Source organism: Oceanotoga teriensis (assembly GCF_003148465.1).
GTDB classification, from domain to species: Bacteria; Thermotogota; Thermotogae; order Petrotogales; family Petrotogaceae; genus Oceanotoga; species Oceanotoga teriensis.
Genome location: NZ_QGGI01000025.1, coordinates 16,539 through 33,832, shown reverse-complemented (window position 1 = coordinate 33,832; position 17,294 = coordinate 16,539). Strand labels below are relative to the sequence as shown.

The window sequence follows — 17,294 nt, the reverse complement described above, 5'->3', positions numbered from 1 at the left end:
TTTATGACACTTAGTATTCCACCAGATATTCCGATTTGAACACTAATTATTTTTAAACTTTAAAAAGATAATTCCACTATAAAATCCGAAGACCCTATTTTTTTGTATCTATTTTAGAATAATTTGCAGAATATCTAATGTTCTTCATAAACCTTCTTGAAAGAATTCTAAATTTTTCCACATTTCCAGTTATAAAAAATTCTATATGTGCTTTTCCCTTTATATATGGAATTTTTTTATCCACTATTAAGCTATTAATAACTCCATCTGCAGGATCTATTATATCAGTATTTAGAACTTTATTTATATGATTCTTTAAAATAGGATAATGAGTACAGCCAAGTATGACCTTATCATATTTATTTTCACTATCTTGAAGATAATATCTCGTTATTGAATCTGACATGGCACCATACCAATATCCTTCTTCTATCAAAGGTACAAATAAAGGACAAGGAACTTCTTTTATTTTTTTGACACCATTTTTTATACAACCTTCTCTGTAACTTCCACTTTTTATGGTATTTTCAGTTGCAAGCAATAATATTTTTTCTCCATTCTTTACTTGTTTTATTCCACTATCTATTATACTTATATAATCAAAAGATCTATTATTCAACTTTACAAGACCTTTTTTAACCATAGAATCAGAGGTATTGCATGCAGATATAACTAAATCAATTTTCAAATCTTCAAAAAAATCAAATGTTTTTTCAAGATTTTCTATTAAAAAGTTTTCTGGTTTTGAACCATAAGGCACATTTAATGTATCTCCAAAATAAAAATAATTGTGGTTATTAAAAAATTTAACCACTTTTTTTAATACGGTAAGTCCCCCAATTCCCGAGTCAAAAAAGCCTATTCTCATTTATATTTCACTCCCAATAGAATACAGTTTCATTAGTTTGATCTTCATTTTTTGGAGGTTCTACTAAAGAGTCAAACTTTTTAATAATCTCTTTAATCTGATTTTTAGCCTTTATAGTATTTAATTTTTCATTTAAAAGCATCAAAAGTAAAATATGATTAACCTTAGACTTTCCAAAACTTTTGGAATAATCTTCAACATCAACTTTTATGGCTTCTAAAATTTTATTTATAACCTCTTCTGGTTCATCAACTTTATATTTATAAGTTTCTCCCAGAATTTCTATCTCTACACTTCTATAATCGGCCAATTTTATCACCTACCGATTAATTATGAATATCAGCATTTTGAGAATACTCATTTGTTTCAGATTTATTTTCAAATTCTTCACCTATTTTATTGATCAAATCTGATTTTATTTGAGTTAGAGATGTTTCAACTTCTCTTTGTTTTTCTCTCATTTCTGATAATTCATGATTTAAATTTTCTTTTTCTTCTGAGATTTTTTCAAATTCTTCAAATAATTCATCATACTGTTTTTGTAAATCTGCTTTTTCCAATTTAACCCTATTATACTTTTCTACAAGGCTTGATATCATTTTTTCTAATTCTCTTAAAACTTCCATTCTTATTCCCCCTCATAATATAATAATCAACAATTTTATTATATCATATTATACTTAGAATTATCATAAAACAAGCAATAAAAATTAAATAAATGAAAAAATCTTTTTATATGTGATAGTCAAAAAAATATTCAAAAAGCCTTTGATAACTATTAGTACTTGATTTAAAGCATTATTTAATGTATAATTTATAATGATTTGCGTCTGTAGCTCAAATGGATAGAGCGTCGGACTTCGGATCCGAGTGCTGTGGGTTCAAATCCCGCCAGACGCGCCATGTATACGATATACTATATTGCACAACACGAGTATAAAAGGGGGTAATGTTCATGGCAGAACTTGAAATACTTAAAGTTGCAGCAAATTCAAAACCTATAGCAGTCGCAGGAGCTTTAGCAGCTATAATAAGAGACAAAGGTCAAGCTGAATTGCAAGCTATTGGTGCTGGTGCTGTAAATCAGGCAGTTAAAGCTGTAGCTATTGCTAGGGGTTATGTCGCACCAAGTGGGGTGGACTTAGTTTGTGTACCAGCCTTTTCAGATGTAAGCATCGAAGGGGAAGAAAGAACAGCCATAAAATTTGTCGTTAAACCAAAACCATAAATAAAAAAGGGGGATTTTCCCCCTTTCATTTTTTTGATTCTAAAACAGTTTCATAGCTTTCAAGAATTAAAGTCATTATATTTAAAAGCTCTAAATAATTTTCTTTATGATTTTCACTTATATTTATACATATCTCTTTCATATTCGAACTATTTTCTTCACAGGTATAAACGATCATCATATCACAATCTATATCATTTATTTCTCTATTCGAATATACTCCAACTGGTAAATCATGAGCTAATTTTCTTGAAGATACATTATGAACTTCTGAAAGATAATTTATAGTTTCTATAAATTTTTTCTCTAAATTCACAGGATTTTTAACTATATCTAATAGATTATCGAAAACTTGTAAAATTCTCAGAGTTTTCATAGTTATTTGTTCTTTAAAATCTATTAATTCTACAAATTGTTTTATATAAAAATGTTGTATTATTCTAAATATAGCTTCTACAAATAATTTTTCTTCAGGATCTATTTTAGTATCTCTTATTACCATTATTAAATAAGCTTCATTATCAAGTTCCCCTATAGGAATTATAGATTTTACTTTCTTTTCTTTTAAATATTCTAATTCTTGAATATCTTCCATTATCAGAGCATATTTCATTTCAATACTTGAAATAAGTATTTCATCCATTTTAATACTATCAATATCTAGATCTATATATCCTATATTGGATATTTTATTTGCTTTCATAGCATTTACTTTATATGTAATGGCTGAAGAAAAAAGAAGTTCTGAAATAGTACTTTGAACTATTTCTATAAAAGATTCTTCATTTAGAGGTTCTGAAAGGCTTAAAACAAGTTCTTTAATAGCTGATAATTGATAAGATAATCTATCTATAACTGTTTCCAATCTGTTTTTTTCATACAGATCTTCTTCTTTTTCAAAAGATCTATTCAAAAGTTCTATAACTTCATAATCTTCAAACTCACCATCACATAGTATATAAGTGTTGAAAGAAAATTCAAACATATTCAGCTGATCAAATTCTTGAACAGCTTCATCTAAATTAATATACTCAAGTTTTTTAGGAACAACACCTTGAGCATCAAAAATTATAAACATATCTTCTATATATCTTATAAAAACTACTTTTGTACTTTTGGTTTCTGTTTTAATTAATTCTCCAAGCTGGCTATGAAAAGAAGGAGTCCCCAAACTACTGACCAATTCCAATATTTTTTTTATATACTGCATTATTTCACCTACCTTTTATTGGTTACTTTCTTTTTTATATTATAACATAATTTAAATATATTTTTAAAGAAGAAAACCATTTTTCTATTAATACAATATTATCTTTTTATTTTTCATAATTTAAAAATTATTATCGTTTTGTTACTTGACTTATTTCTGTTTTGATTATATAATTTAATTGAAATTGAAATCATTTTAAAAATTAACAAAATCAGGAGGGAGATATTAAAATGGAAAATAAGATGCCTTTATTAGGGGAAAAATTCCCTGAAATGGAAGTAACAACAACTTTTGGAAAAATGAAATTGCCAGAAGATTTTAAAGGAAAATGGTTTATATTATTCAGTCATCCAGGAGATTTCACACCTGTTTGTACAACAGAATTTGCTGGTTTTGCAAAAAGAGCCGAAGATTTTAAAAATATAAATGTTGAATTAATCGGATTATCAGTTGATCAGGTTTTCTCTCATATAAAATGGGTTGAATGGATAAAAGATAATCTAAATATTGAAATACCATTCCCTGTCATTGCAGATGAACTTGGCAGAGTGTCTTCTCAATTAGGTATGTTACATCCGGCAAAAGGTACAAATACTGTAAGAGCCGTTTTTATAATAGATCCTGATGGAATAATGAGATTAATGATGTATTATCCACAAGAAGCTGGAAGAAGTATAGATGAAATATATAGAGCCGTTAAAGCTTTACAAGTTGCCGATAAGAGTAAAGTTGCAATGCCAGAAAATTGGCCTAATAATTCAATATTGGGAGATAAAGTAATAATTCCTCCAGCAGCAGATTATAAAACTGCTCAAGAAAGAAGAAATGATGATACAATTGAAGGCTATGATTGGTGGTTTAAAGTTAAAAAGCTATAATAAAGTTATATCCCTATTTTAGGAGATGCATAAATGCATCTCCTTTTATTTATTTAATGTATTGAAAATTTGTCCGATAATATTATGAAAAAGAAATTATGAGGAGGTTATTGAAATGGATATAAACAAAATAGGTCATAATAATTTAAACTATCAAAAGATCAATAAAAAATATAAAGCTGAAAATTCTAATTTTAATAATGAATTTGAAAATCAAAAAAATGCCTTAAATGTTTCAGGCGAATCGATGCAATATATTGAACTTGCAAAAAAACTTCCAAATGTTAGGACAAATCTTGTTGAAGAATACAAAAAACAAATAGAAAATAATAATTATGAAATAAACCATAATAATATAGTCAACAAAATGTTTGGGGGTAAATAATTTTGATATATAAAAATATATACTCAATAATAGAAAAAGAAAATATATTACTAGATGATATGACTAAAAGTGTTCAAGAACTCAGAGATTTGCTTTCAGATAAAGAAAAAATTGATGATGTATCTCCCAAAATAAAAGAAATTGAAGATCTTGCATTTGAATTTCAAAAAATAGACTCAAAAAGAAATGAATTAATCGATATATTTTCAAAAGAAAATAATATAGATAAAAATATAAAAACAATAGTAGAGTTCATGGAAGTAAAAGATTCAGAAACTGCTATTGTTTTTGCTAATTTTTTCCAGAAAATAAACGATTTTATGATGAATATAGATATGTTAAATGAAGTTATAAATTTTCAAATGAACTTCAATAATCTTTTTATGAAATTGACAAATATTGAAAAAACTGGAAAAACAACTTATGGTAAAAAAGGATATAATCAAAATAATTTTAATAGTTCCAATAATACTTGGAGGGGTTAATAATGAGTGGGATATCATTACATGGACTTTTAAACACGGGTTTACTTGGAGTTTATACTCATAAAATTGCTATGAATGTAGTAGGTCATAATATGTCCAATGTCAACACTGAAGGATATTCAAGACAAAGAGCAGTTATAGTGACAACACCACCTCTTGGTATACCTACGCTTGCACAACCAAGTATTCCATTACAAATGGGTACCGGCTCTAAAGTAGCTGATATAAAGAGAGTTAGAGATGCTTTTTTAGATGTACAATATAGAAATACCAATAATAGAAAAAATTATTGGGATAATATATATGGAAATATGCATTACATTGAACAATTATTTGGTGAACCTGGAGAAAATGGCATCAGAGTTTTATTCGACAATTTTTGGTCTGCAATGGAAGAATTAAAATCAGATCCAAATAATGAAGCCGCTAAAGGTCAGATAGTTGCAAGAGCTGATGAACTTGGAAATACTATGAAAGATCTTGATTACAGATTAGATCAACTTCAAGAAGATATAAACAATGAAATTGCAACAAGAGTAAATGAAATGAATAACTATCTAAAAAGAGTGGCTGATTTAAACAATAAAATAAGATCTGTTGAAATATCTGGTTCAACTCCAAATGATTTATTGGATGAAAGAGATAGAGTTATAGATCAATTATCTAATTTAACAAATATAAAAGTAACTCAAATGCCTTCAGGAGAAATTTCACTTGGTCTTGGAGACAGGACAATTCTTCATGGTGGAGTTTATGAAGAATTATATGCTGAGATGATACCAGGAAAAGGTGAAACTTATGGAATTTTTTCTAATAATTCTCAAGTAGAGTTTGCCGATGGAAAAATGAAGGCTCTATTCGAACTTCGTGATGAAATCATACCAAAATATAGGGGGAAATTGGATGAGTTTGCTGTAAATTTAGTAGATACAGTAAATTTAATTCACAAAGAGGGATGGGATAAAACAGGTACGATAACAGGCTCATCTTTTTTCAAAAGTATTGAGGCTGTAAAATCTGGTGAAGATGCAAGATTTTTTAGAGTGGCAGGATTTAAAGATTTATTTACAAATCCTATAAAGTATTTTTATTCAAAAAACACTTTCACTTCAGATCCTTCAACAAATATAAAAGATAATGATTTATATTTAATAGATTCTAATTCTAATACAATAACCAATTCAACAGCCGGTAATTTATCTTCTGTTGGATTATCTGGAAAATATGAAAATGGAAAATTTTATATAGAATCTGATGGCGATGTCAATAAGACAATATATGATGTTGATGGAAGTTATCTCAGCAAAATGGGATTAAATACATCTTCAGTACAAGCTATAAAAATAAATAAAGAAGGATTAAAAAGTGGAGATATTTCTTTCGAAGTTGGCGGAACTAATATAAGTATAAACAGTATAGATGGAACAGATTTGAATACCTTTGCAAATTCAATAAACAATTCATCAGGAAATGATTATATAAGAGCTATAGTAAAAGGAGATAATGTTTATATAGTTGCAACAGATAAAGTAGCCAAAAAATCTATGCAAAATCTTGTAATAAAAGATGATAAAGGTGTTTTATCAAATGGTGAAAAAGTGAGTGTAGATGTTTTAGATACTTCAAATCCAACTTTAAATAACTTTATAAAAGACAAAAATGGTGATCCTGTAAATGGAACTGAAAGCATTGAGATAAATGGAATAAAAATAGAATTTGATACGAGAACAGATTCATTAAAAGATCTCGCAGAAAAAATAAATAAATCCAATACTGGGGTAACGGCCTTTATAACTCCTCATGGAAAATTTGTTTTAAGAGCAGGTGCTTCTTTAAACTTTGACTTGAAAAATTCAAAGATTTCTGGTAAAGATAACATATTTCAATCTCTTGGATTAATAGATAAAACCCCAATAACTGAAAATGAAATGACATTGGTATCTACAGACTCCAAATGGGAAGATATAAACAATATGTTCAACAAAGCTGATATATTAAGATTAGATAATGAAATCGGTCTTGTGAATAGAATGGAAGTAACTGATGGATTAAAAGATAATCCTTCTAACCTTTCAGTAGATCTTGGTATATTAACTAACTCTAATAAATATGTACCAGTAGGGCCTAAAAATGTATCAGTATGGGATGTACTGTCTGGTATAAAAGATTTAGCAGTTTTAAATGATGGAAAAGATGGATTTAGTGGATTCTTAGCCAATACAATAGCTGAAATGGGTATAGAAGGAGAAACTGCTGAAAAAATGAAAGGAAATGCAGAAGCTTTACATTCACAAATTGATGGAGAAAGAGATAGAGTTCAAGGTGTTTCAATAGATGAAGAAGTTAGTAATATGATCAAATATCAAAAAGCTTTCAATGCATCTGCAAGATTTATAACGGCAATAGATCAAATGATGGAAAAGATAGTTAATAGCCTTGGAACAGTTGGAAGATAAGGAGGATAAAATATGAGAGTAACTGAAAAATATATGTCGAGTACAGCTCTTGCTGATATGCAAAAAGTATTACAAAAATACACAAAATTAAATAAACAGATGACATCTGGTAAAAAAGTATTATACCCTTCAGACAACGCTGCAATAGCCTCAAGAGTATCAAATTTAGATAGTAGAATAAGACAGATGGAAAGATATAAATCATCCATAGAACTTGCAAAAAGCTATAATAATATGTATGATCAATCTGTTCAAGAATTAAATAATGTATTTTTAAGAATGAAAGAACTTTCTGTAAGAGGATCAAGTGATTCTCTAAGCCAAGAGGATCGCGGAGCCATAGTTCAAGAATTAAAAAAAATGAAAGATCATGTAATTTCAATAGCAAATACAAAAGTAAGCGGAAGTTACATATTTGGTGGTGCTGCTTCTGATACAGCTCCAGTTAGTCCAACAGGAGAAATACAAACTCCAGCTATATCTAACATAAATCAAAAAGTATCAGTTGGAGGTTATGATGTAGAATATGGAAAAACTGTATACGATGTTTTTACTACTAAAAGTGGTACTTCAGCTTTTAAATTAATCGATAGACTCGCAGATGCCATTGAAAATGAAGATCATGATGCCATACAAAATGAACTCGGAGCAATAGAAGAAATTCAACATGCCGCTTTAGGAAATCTATCTTCAATTGGTGCAGTTGATAGACTTTTAGATCTTTCAGCCAAAAGAATAGAAGAATTCAAATATTTTAATACTGAATTTCTCTCAAAAGAGGCTGATGCCGACCTTGCCGAAACACAAATGAATTTATCTATGCAGCAGGTTATTTTAAACAATGCCTTAAAAACTGCTGCAAATATACTACCAAAAAGTCTTATTGATTTTATATAGTAATTTAAAGTATAATAAAGGGAGGAGAAAAATCCTCCCTTTAAATTTATAAAAATCAAGGAGGGAACTTTATGGAATTTAATACAAAACTCGGAAAAATTTCTATAGATACTAATAGAATTATAAATTTTGAATACGGTCTTCCTGGATTCGAAAATCTTAACAAATTTACTCTCCTAAATCCAGAAGAAACTAAACCTATAATGTGGTTAGCTTCTTTAGAAGATGAAAATGTTGCTTTACCAGTATTACCACCAAATATGGTGAGAATTGATTATGATATTTATATTCCAGAAGATATCATAGAATACTTAAACATAGAAGATAAAGAAGATTTAGTATTATTATCAATTTTAACAATTCCACAAAATGGAGATATAACAATAAACTTAGCTGCACCAATTTTAATCTCCAATAAAACAAAAAAAGGGGCTCAAGTATTAATAGAAAAATCAGATTATAATATAAAACATAATCTAAATACTGAAATAAAAAGAAGTAAGGACTTATCCAATTCAAATAAGGATGTGAAATAACATGCTTATACTTTCCAGAAAAAAAGGTGAAACTTTGATCATAAAAGTTGGAAAAGAACTATTAAAAATAAAAATAGTGGAAGATGGTCCAGGCAATATAAAAATTGGTTTTGATGGTCCACCTGAATTCAAAATATACAGAGGAGAATTGTATGAAGAAATAGTCAAAGAAAATAAAAATTCTATAAATATAAATATAGAAAAAATCAAAGATATAAGCAAACATATTTATGGGAGTCTTGAAAGTGAGAATTGAGTATGAATATCGAGAACAAGCATTATCAATTTTTACAAATAGAACACAACCTGATATTGCTATTATTGGTGGTGTTGCAATAGAAAATTTAATATTTAATAAAAAAAACCCCAAAATAAAAACAATAATTGGAGATAGTGGTGGTAGAATTGCTTTTTATTTAAAAAAATATAAATTAACTCCAACAGTTTTCACTTTTTTAGGAGATGATGTATATTTAAACATGATTTTAAAAACTTTTGATAAAAATGGAATACCTCTGACTTGGGGTGTAAATAAAAATGGAAATAATCATATAATAAGAATAATCGATGAAAAAAGAAAATTTTTTGAGATCAATAAAGTTCATGAAGAAATAAACCCTATACTTCTTGAAGAAGCCTTATGTAATATAAATCATATATTTATAAAATATGAAGAATGGAACTCAAAAATAATAGACTTTAATTATATAAAAGGAAGAAAAATTTTCACAGATATAGATGAATTTTATGATTATGAAAATGCTTCATTTACAACCAATTATCTCTTTATAAGAAATTTAGATAGAAAAAACCTTCAAAATATAACTTGTGATTATTATATATCATTTTATGAAGATAAAATAATTCAAAATGGCTTAGAAATAAAGATAAAAGATCATGAAAACAATTTATTTTTTGATGAAGCAATAAGTGCCTATGAAAATGTATTTATATATTATATAATGACAAAAAGAACTATTGAAAAAGCAAATGAACTGGCTTTAGAAGCTTTTAACAAAACTTATAAAGACGGAAAAATTTGAGGAGGAAAAATATGAAAAAAACTCTTATTTTATTTATTATTCTTTTATCTTTACTGACATTCTCAAAAAGTATAGGATTAACTTTAGAATTTTCAAGTAATAATTTTGAAAATTCTGAAAGATTTTATTTCGATAATTTTACAAGAGTTGATTTTTTATTCATGTTCGCAAATGTTCCAATAGCATTGGATAACTATATAGAAAAAGATATAGAAAAAATTGTATTCACACCTTATAAAGAGTTTAATCTTAATGAAATTCATCTTGGATTGAATGTTCTAAAAGAAAAAATAAACAATTTAGAATTGAGATTTGCAGTAGAAACACCGATAAAATATTTTTCAAATTTTGAAAAATATATATTTACAATTGGAACTGGATTTTATATAAATAAAGATTTTTTAATTCAAATTGGAATAAAAGAATCTCTACAAGATTTAAATAAAAAAGGTTTTCAACCCAATTTCATGTTAGGCTTTAACTTAACTTTTTAGTATTCTCTGGTAATTGAATGTGTTTATTACAAAATAAACACATTTTTCTTTTTTATATGCTAAAATAAGCCGTCAAACTTTTAAAACTTACTAAAAATAAACATAATGTTCAAAAACAGTTGACAAAAATAACAAAAAATGTTAAAATCTTTAAGGAAATGTATATAAAAAATGAAACAGGGGGAATTTGGGGATCTTATATGGGTATGCCTAATTGATCTAAGCATACCCACCTTTTTTTACCTTTTTAACAAAAAATCTCATCAAATATACAGTCAAAAATTGACTAATAAAGCTTTTTATGTTATAATATTTTCTGGTTATGGAGAGATGGCCGAGCGGCCGAAGGCGCACGCCTGGAACGCGTGTAATGGCAACCCCATTCGTGGGTTCAAATCCCACTCTCTCCGCCATAAAAAAAGATGTGCATATCATGCACATCTTTTTTATTAATACTTTTTTATTTTGTAGCAGCGCTCATACCTTCTTCTATTGCCCTTAGATTTAGATCTATGAGTGCTGCTTTTTTACCAGTAAGTTTCTTTTCAAGTGCTTTTTTAATTGCTTCTATAGAAACAGCTTTTGTTGCTCCTATATATGCACCCAACATAACCATATTCTGAATTTTTATATTACCGAGATTTTCAGCAATTTCATTTGCTGGTACTTTTATCAATTTTATATCTTTTCTGGTCAATTCTCTATCTATAACAGAAGAATTTATTATCATAACTCCATTTTCAGCCATTTGTTTTTCAAACTTTGTCATAGATGGTATATTAAAAGCTACTACTTCACCAGGTTTATCTATAACTGGAGATGCAATATACTCATCAGAAACAACAATTGTACAATTTGCAGTTCCACCTCTCATCTCTGGTCCATAAGAAGGAAGCCAAGTAGTATATTTAGAATCCATCATAGCTGAATAAGATAAAATTTGACCAAACAACATGACTCCTTGACCACCAAATCCTGCAGCAATTACTCCATGATAACTCATTTATCATCACCCACCTTATCGATAAATGTACCAAGTGGATATTCTTTTACTAAATTCTCTTCAAGCCATTTCATAGACTCTATAGGCGTTAATCCCCAATTAGTAGGGCATGTCGATAATATTTCAACTATACCAAAACCTATATTATTCATTTGAGCTAAAAAGGCTTTTTTGATCGCTTTTTTTGTTTTTATAACATCCTGAGGAGTATCTACTTTATTTCTTGATAAATATGCAACTCCTCTCAATTCTTTTAATACCTCTGAAACATGTAATGGATGACCTTCTTTATTAACATCTCTACCATAAGGAGAAGTAGTTGTCTTCATTCCAAGTAATGTAGTAGGAGCCATCTGACCTCCAGTCATACCATAAATTGCATTATTTACAAATATTGTTGTTATTTTTTCTCCCCTGTTAGCAGCATGAATTATTTCTGCAGTCCCTATTGCTGCTAAATCACCATCTCCCTGATAAGTAAATACAACTTTATCTGGTGTTGTTCTCTTCAATCCTGTTGCAACAGCTGGTGCTCTACCATGAGCAGCAACAGTACCATCAACATTAAAAAATTCATATGCAAAAACAGAACATCCTACAGGAGCAACCATCAATGTTTTTCCTTCTATCCCCAACTCATCTATTACTTCAGCAACTAATCTATGTACAATTCCGTGATGACATCCCGGACAATATGTAAATTCTTTTCCACTTAGAGCATGAGGGCCTTTGAATTTTTCTACATATGCCATATTATTCCCTCCTTATTTAACTAATTCCATTAATTTAGCAAATATTTCTCCTGGTGTTGGTACAACTCCACCCATTCTCCCATAAAACTCAACTGGTTTTTTACCATTTACAGCGAGTTTTACATCTTCTATCATTTGACCAGCACTCATTTCAACTGTAAAAAACATATTTGCTTTATCTGTATGTTTAGCCAATGCTTCGTATGGATATGGCCATAATGTTATCGGTCTAAAAACTCCTGCTTTGATACCTTTTTCTCTTGCCATTTTAGCAACAGATTTAGCTATTCTTCCTATTGTGCCATACGCAACAATAACAACTTCAGCATCATCAAGCATATATTCTTCATACATCTTTTCATTTTCAACTATCTCTTTATATTTCTTTTGAAATTTTATATTCATCTTTTCAAGTCCATAAGGATCTATATTAAAAGAAGTAACCCTATGAGCATCTCTTTCCATCTTTGTACCAACCATTGCCCAATCAGAATGATCAACAAATGAATTTAAATCTTTAAATTCTGGGAAACTTACCGGTTCCATCATCTGACCAAGCATACCGTCTGCAAGTATTAAAACAGGATTTCTATATTTATCTGCAATATCAAAAGATTTTATAGTCAACTCTACCGCTTCTTGTAAAGATTCTGGTCCATAAACAACAAGTCTATAATCTCCATGTCCTCCACCTTTTGTAGCCTGGAAATAATCACATTGAGCCGGTTGTATATCTCCAAGACCAGGGCCACCTCTAACAACATTAACAAAAACCGATGGCAATTCTGCTCCAGCAATATAAGACATACCTTCCTGCATAAGTGAAAAACCAGGAGACGATGTAGAAGTCATAACTCTTTTCCCTGTACATGCTCCACCATATATCATATTAACTGCTGAAACTTCACTTTCAGCTTGTAAAAATACTCCTTCTAGTTCCGGCAATCTTCTTGCCATATATTCAGTAAGTTCACTTTGAGGTGTTATTGGATATCCAAAATAATGTCTACATCCCGCCCTTAAAGCAGCTTCTCCAATAGCCTCCGTGCCTTTTACCATTACTTTTTCTGACATGAACTTCCCTCCCTTTATTTAGCAAGTGTTTTAACTGTTATACATACATCAGGACACATCTGATAACAGAATCCGCAGGCTATACAATCTTCCTGTCTCTGTACTTCGGATGGGTGATAACCTTTAGAGTTATATCCTTCAGAAAAACCAAGAACCTTTTTAGGGCATGCATTTATACATAATCCACAACCTTTACATCTCTCTTGGTCTATCTCCACAAGGTTTTTAAATTCCATTCCATTCCCTCCTTATCAATCCCAGGCTTTTAACATGTATCTTTTTAAAATAAATTTTTCATAATTAGTTTTAATGTTTTTTTCTATACTTTCTTCAACAACTGTAAAAGCAACAGGAATTCCTAATTTTTCAGAAACATTTTTTAATATATTTTCACCATTTGTAATTATTTCTTGTGTCGTTTCTTCCATAATATTTGAATTACATACCAGATAATCTATACTCAACCTTGCTTTAGCTGATAAATTTTGTATATTTTTTATTATTTTTTCTTCCGTATCAGTAAAAGGCCTATTTGTATTTATAACAAAGTATAAAGCAAAATCAGCCTTTTTAACAAAGTTATTTAAAGATCCTAAGACTACAGCACCATCATCATTTCCACCAACATCTATAACAAGTCTATAGTCAGGATTAGTAATATAACCTCCTACAGATGGGGGAATTATGGGAACATCTGCATGCATATATTTTTCAGGAGGCGTTACAACCTTTATATTTTTTTCTTTTAATTCAGAAATAACATCTCTCGTTCTAAAATAAGGACTTATTGTATCTATATCGGCAATAGCAACATTTTCAAACTTTTCCCTTAACTTTAAAGATGTATTTATAGCAATTTCTGTTTTTCCTGATCCAAACATTCCTATGAATATATTATTCTTATATTTTTCAATCATTTAAAACACCTCAATAAACTTTAATTTCTTGCACACCTCTTAAAGCCCTTAAAGCCGATAAAGCAAGTGCGAGTTCTTCATCTCCACCTGGAAAAACATAGATTGGAGCAAGAAATTCCACTTTTTCTCTTATCCATTTATTTATATAATTATCATCATATGCAATACCACCAGTTAAAGCTATTGCATCTATTTCAAAATCAAGAGCTGCTGAAATTTTTCCTATCCATTTAGATATTTGATATGCCATAGATTTATAAATCAATAAGGCGTTCTCATCTCCATCTTTTATCATTTTTTGAACCATTTGAGCATCATTCGTATTTAAATAAGAGGTCATACCTCCATTACCTTTTATCAGTTTTTTCATATCAGATAAAGTATATTCACCACTAAATCCAAGTTCTAAAACACCTGTTAAAGGTAATGTACCAGATCTTTCAGGAGTAAAAGGTCCATCTCCATCAAGTGCATTATTAACATCTACAACTCTTCCCTTATAATGAGCACCTATTGATATACCTCCGCCCATATGTACAACTATGATATTCATATCTTCATAATTTTTCCCAAGCTTTTCAGCCAGCTGTCTTGCAATAGCTTTTTGATTTAAAGCATGAAAAATAGATTTCCTTTCAAAATCTGGATGTCCAGATATTCTTGCAACAGCCATCATTTCATCGACAACAACAGGATCAGCGATAAAAGCTTCTATGTTTACAGATTTTGCCAATTCTTTAGCAATTATTGCCCCAAGATTTGATGCATGTTCTCCATATATCGCTTTTTTTAAGTCATCAATCATATTATCATTGACTTTATATACTCCACCAGGAATAGGTTTTAAAAGTCCTCCCCTTCCTATTATTGCTGAAAAACTTGCAAGTGGAAATCCACTTTTATTCAAAAATTCTTCTATCACATTTTTTCTAAACTCATATTGATGAGTTATAGTGTCATATTTAGCTATTTCTTCTGTTTTATGTCTAACAGTTTGATTTAAAACTTCATTTTCATCTTCATATATGGCCAATTTAGTAGAAGTAGATCCTGGATTTATAACGAGTATTCTAAACATCTCATCACCCCTATGACATTAAAACCGATAATGCAATCGAATATAATTTTGCTTCATTAGAGTCGGCTCTTGAAGTTAAAACTATTGGTTTTTTACCTCCAAGTATAGTACTTGCAATCTTGGCATCTGATAAAAATACCATAGATTTATAAAAGATATTCCCAGCTTCTATATCTGGCATTATTATTATATCTGCATCTCCGGCAACTTCAGATTCAATACCTTTATGTTTAGCCGCTTCTTTTGAAACAGCATTATCCATTGCAAAAGGTCCATCAACAATACAATCTTTTATTTGGCCTCTTCTATTCATCTGTGAAATTATAGCTGCATCAACAGTGGGTTGCATTTTGGGATTAACTTTTTCAAGTGCTGCCACTATGGCAACTTTTGGTAATTCAACACCTATTTTTTTTGAAATTTTAACCGCATTATTTATGGAATCAATCTTTTGATTTAAATCTGGAGCAATAACCATTCCACCATCTGTCATTATCAAAGGTTTATGATATTTATTAATTTCAAAAACACTTATAAGATTCATAGTAGATTTAGTTCTCAATCCATACTCCTCTTTTAAAAAAACAGATAAAAGTTCCCCAGTGGTTATCTTACCTTTCATTGGCAGATCTGTTTCTCCATCAGATACTGATTTTATAGTAGCTTTAATCGCATCATTTTTATTTTTAAAATCTCTTATCTCAAATTTTTTATAATCGATATTTAATCCTGTAGAAATTTTCTTTATTTCATCTTCATTCCCAAATAAAACAGCTTCACAAATGCCAAGATCTACAGCTTTGTTCAAAGCTTCTAATACAACATCATCTTCGGCAACTGCTACAGCGACTTTCTTTTTGGGTGTTATGCTTTTGTTCATATCTATAAGATCTGATAATTTAGTTAAACTCACATTCAAACCTCCTTACTCCAATTCAAAGGACTTTCGGAATTATTAAGTATCCTAAAAGCTCCTAAGGCAAGTGCTTCCATTTCAAAAGATCCTGGATAAACCATTATTAATCCTAATTTAGAAACTCTTTCTTTTATTAAATTTATGAAAGGTTCAGAATTTGCAAGACCTCCAGTTATTATTATCGCATCAACCTCTCCATTTAAAACAACAGTCATTGCACCTATTTCTTTCGCAATTTGATATGCCATAGCTTCTATTACAAGTTCAGCTTTTTCATCTTTTTGAGCCATTTTAAAAGCTTCTCTTAAATCATTAGTACCAAGATATCCTACCAATCCACCATGACCGATGAGTCTCTTTTTTAACTCTTTATGATTGTATAAATCAGAGAATATTATTTTCAACAAATCCCCCATAGGCAATTCTCCAGCCCTTTCAGGACTAAAAGGACCTTCATCATTTGCATTATTTACATCTATCATTTTTCCTTCTTTTTGAGCTCCAACTGAAATTCCACCACCGAGATGTGCTATTACAAAATTACAAGAATTATATTCTTTTCCTATTTCTTCAGAAGCTTTTCTTGCAACTATCTTCATATTCAAAGCATGTAATAAACTTTTTCTTTTAAGTTCTTTAATTCCAGAAATACGTGCTTCTTCACAAAATTCATCTACAGACACAGGATCTGTTACATAAACAGGTATTTTATTATCAGATAATTCATAGCCTATAACTGCCGCAAGATTCGAAGCATGTTCTGTCTTAGTTTCAAATTTTAAATAATGAACCATATCTTCATTTACTAAATAAGTTCCACTCTTTAATGGGGGGAGAATCCCCCCTCTTGCAGCTATTGAATGAATATCATTGATTTTAAGTCCATTTTTATCCAAAAATTTTAGAATCGCTTCTTTTCTAAAACCAATTTGATCCATTATATTTTCATGTTTCTTTAGTTCAGAACTTTTATGTTCTATAGTTTCAGAAGATATCATCTTCTCATCTTCAAAAACAGCTACTTTAGTAGATGTTGATCCAGGATTTATCGTAAGTATTTTATACATTACTCCC

At 29.4% G+C, this 17,294-nt stretch carries 22 protein-coding genes and 2 tRNA genes; 12 read left to right on the top strand and 12 right to left on the bottom strand.

The features are described from left to right. Window positions 1-94: 94 nt before the first annotated feature. The 3 genes from murI to C7380_RS12315 are packed head-to-tail and all read right to left on the bottom strand — an operon-like array spanning window position 95 to window position 1,494. Complete coding sequence (gene murI / locus C7380_RS12325) at window positions 95-868, bottom strand: glutamate racemase (protein ID WP_109606375.1); 774 nt, start codon at window positions 866-868, stop codon at window positions 95-97. Between the two features lie 7 nt (window positions 869-875). Then, entirely contained in the window at window positions 876-1,178 is a 303-nt protein-coding gene (gene zapA, locus C7380_RS12320; protein ID WP_158274908.1) for a cell division protein ZapA, read from the bottom strand. 16 nt (window positions 1,179-1,194) lie between these two features. Next, complete coding sequence (locus C7380_RS12315; protein WP_109606371.1) at window positions 1,195-1,494, bottom strand: hypothetical protein; 300 nt, start codon at window positions 1,492-1,494, stop codon at window positions 1,195-1,197. Window positions 1,495-1,694: 200 nt separating this feature from the next. Here C7380_RS12315 and C7380_RS12310 point away from each other — a divergent pair. Together C7380_RS12310 and C7380_RS12305 are read left to right on the top strand one after the other, a co-directional pair. Further along, window positions 1,695-1,771, top strand: a tRNA-Arg gene (locus C7380_RS12310). A gap of 52 nt (window positions 1,772-1,823) precedes the next feature. Further along, the gene (locus C7380_RS12305; RefSeq protein ID WP_109606369.1) at window positions 1,824-2,096 is read left to right on the top strand and encodes a stage V sporulation protein S; all 273 of its coding nucleotides are present in this window, start codon (window positions 1,824-1,826) and stop codon (window positions 2,094-2,096) included. A 25-nt stretch (window positions 2,097-2,121) separates the two neighbouring features. Here C7380_RS12305 and C7380_RS12300 read toward each other — a convergent pair whose 3' ends face one another. Next, window positions 2,122-3,306 (bottom strand): hypothetical protein, encoded by a 1,185-nt coding sequence (locus C7380_RS12300; protein ID WP_109606367.1) that lies wholly within the window; start codon window positions 3,304-3,306, stop codon window positions 2,122-2,124. A 230-nt stretch (window positions 3,307-3,536) separates the two neighbouring features. Here C7380_RS12300 and C7380_RS12295 point away from each other — a divergent pair, with 230 nt between their 5' ends. From C7380_RS12295 to C7380_RS12250, 10 genes are all read left to right on the top strand, one after another. Further along, the gene (locus C7380_RS12295) at window positions 3,537-4,184 is read left to right on the top strand and encodes a peroxiredoxin (protein WP_109606365.1); all 648 of its coding nucleotides are present in this window, start codon (window positions 3,537-3,539) and stop codon (window positions 4,182-4,184) included. Between the two features lie 115 nt (window positions 4,185-4,299). Continuing rightward, a complete protein-coding gene (locus C7380_RS12290) occupies window positions 4,300-4,569 on the top strand; it encodes a flagellar biosynthesis anti-sigma factor FlgM (RefSeq protein WP_109606363.1) in 270 nt (89 codons plus the stop codon). 2 nt (window positions 4,570-4,571) lie between these two features. Then, complete coding sequence (flgN, locus tag C7380_RS12285) at window positions 4,572-5,054, top strand: flagellar export chaperone FlgN (protein ID WP_109606361.1); 483 nt, start codon at window positions 4,572-4,574, stop codon at window positions 5,052-5,054. A gap of 2 nt (window positions 5,055-5,056) precedes the next feature. After that, window positions 5,057-7,510, top strand: coding sequence for a flagellar hook-associated protein FlgK (flgK, locus tag C7380_RS12280; protein WP_109606359.1), 2,454 nt, complete (start codon window positions 5,057-5,059; stop codon window positions 7,508-7,510). A 12-nt stretch (window positions 7,511-7,522) separates the two neighbouring features. After that, complete coding sequence (gene flgL, locus C7380_RS12275; RefSeq protein WP_109606356.1) at window positions 7,523-8,407, top strand: flagellar hook-associated protein FlgL; 885 nt, start codon at window positions 7,523-7,525, stop codon at window positions 8,405-8,407. A 71-nt stretch (window positions 8,408-8,478) separates the two neighbouring features. Continuing rightward, entirely contained in the window at window positions 8,479-8,943 is a 465-nt protein-coding gene (gene fliW, locus C7380_RS12270) for a flagellar assembly protein FliW (protein WP_109606354.1), read from the top strand. A gap of 1 nt (window position 8,944) precedes the next feature. Next, entirely contained in the window at window positions 8,945-9,199 is a 255-nt protein-coding gene (locus tag C7380_RS12265; RefSeq protein ID WP_109606352.1) for a carbon storage regulator, read from the top strand. Then, the gene (locus C7380_RS12260; protein ID WP_109606350.1) at window positions 9,189-9,986 is read left to right on the top strand and encodes a hypothetical protein; all 798 of its coding nucleotides are present in this window, start codon (window positions 9,189-9,191) and stop codon (window positions 9,984-9,986) included. Before C7380_RS12265 ends, C7380_RS12260 begins: the two co-directional genes overlap by 11 nt. Window positions 9,987-9,997: 11 nt before the next feature. Next, window positions 9,998-10,480 (top strand): hypothetical protein, encoded by a 483-nt coding sequence (locus C7380_RS12255; protein ID WP_109606348.1) that lies wholly within the window; start codon window positions 9,998-10,000, stop codon window positions 10,478-10,480. Window positions 10,481-10,804: 324 nt separating this feature from the next. Then, window positions 10,805-10,893 (top strand) — tRNA-Ser (locus C7380_RS12250). Window positions 10,894-10,940: 47 nt separating this feature from the next. Here C7380_RS12250 and C7380_RS12245 read toward each other — a convergent pair. The 8 genes from C7380_RS12245 to buk (C7380_RS12210) are packed head-to-tail and all read right to left on the bottom strand — an operon-like array spanning window position 10,941 to window position 17,287. Beyond that, window positions 10,941-11,483, bottom strand: coding sequence for a 2-oxoacid:ferredoxin oxidoreductase subunit gamma family protein (locus C7380_RS12245; protein ID WP_109606347.1), 543 nt, complete (start codon window positions 11,481-11,483; stop codon window positions 10,941-10,943). Beyond that, the gene (locus C7380_RS12240) at window positions 11,480-12,235 is read right to left on the bottom strand and encodes a thiamine pyrophosphate-dependent enzyme (RefSeq protein WP_109606345.1); all 756 of its coding nucleotides are present in this window, start codon (window positions 12,233-12,235) and stop codon (window positions 11,480-11,482) included. The genes C7380_RS12245 and C7380_RS12240 overlap by 4 nt, the downstream gene beginning before the upstream one ends. 12 nt (window positions 12,236-12,247) lie before the next feature. Beyond that, a complete protein-coding gene (locus C7380_RS12235) occupies window positions 12,248-13,309 on the bottom strand; it encodes a 3-methyl-2-oxobutanoate dehydrogenase subunit VorB (protein WP_109606343.1) in 1,062 nt (353 codons plus the stop codon). Window positions 13,310-13,323: 14 nt separating this feature from the next. Further along, window positions 13,324-13,545: a 4Fe-4S dicluster domain-containing protein gene (locus C7380_RS12230; RefSeq protein ID WP_109606341.1), complete on the bottom strand. Its 222-nt coding sequence runs from the start codon at window positions 13,543-13,545 to the stop codon at window positions 13,324-13,326. A gap of 15 nt (window positions 13,546-13,560) precedes the next feature. After that, window positions 13,561-14,226: a cobalamin biosynthesis protein CobQ gene (locus tag C7380_RS12225; RefSeq protein ID WP_109606339.1), complete on the bottom strand. Its 666-nt coding sequence runs from the start codon at window positions 14,224-14,226 to the stop codon at window positions 13,561-13,563. Between the two features lie 10 nt (window positions 14,227-14,236). After that, a complete protein-coding gene (gene buk / locus C7380_RS12220; protein WP_109606337.1) occupies window positions 14,237-15,304 on the bottom strand; it encodes a butyrate kinase in 1,068 nt (355 codons plus the stop codon). A 10-nt stretch (window positions 15,305-15,314) separates the two neighbouring features. Beyond that, window positions 15,315-16,217, bottom strand: a complete 903-nt coding sequence (locus C7380_RS12215) for a bifunctional enoyl-CoA hydratase/phosphate acetyltransferase (protein ID WP_240597613.1) — start codon at window positions 16,215-16,217, stop codon at window positions 15,315-15,317. 2 nt (window positions 16,218-16,219) lie between these two features. Next, window positions 16,220-17,287 carry a butyrate kinase gene (gene buk / locus C7380_RS12210; RefSeq protein WP_109606335.1) on the bottom strand — a complete coding sequence of 356 codons (1,068 nt, stop codon included), beginning with the start codon at window positions 17,285-17,287 and terminating at the stop codon, window positions 16,220-16,222. Between the last annotated feature and the right edge of the window lie 7 nt (window positions 17,288-17,294).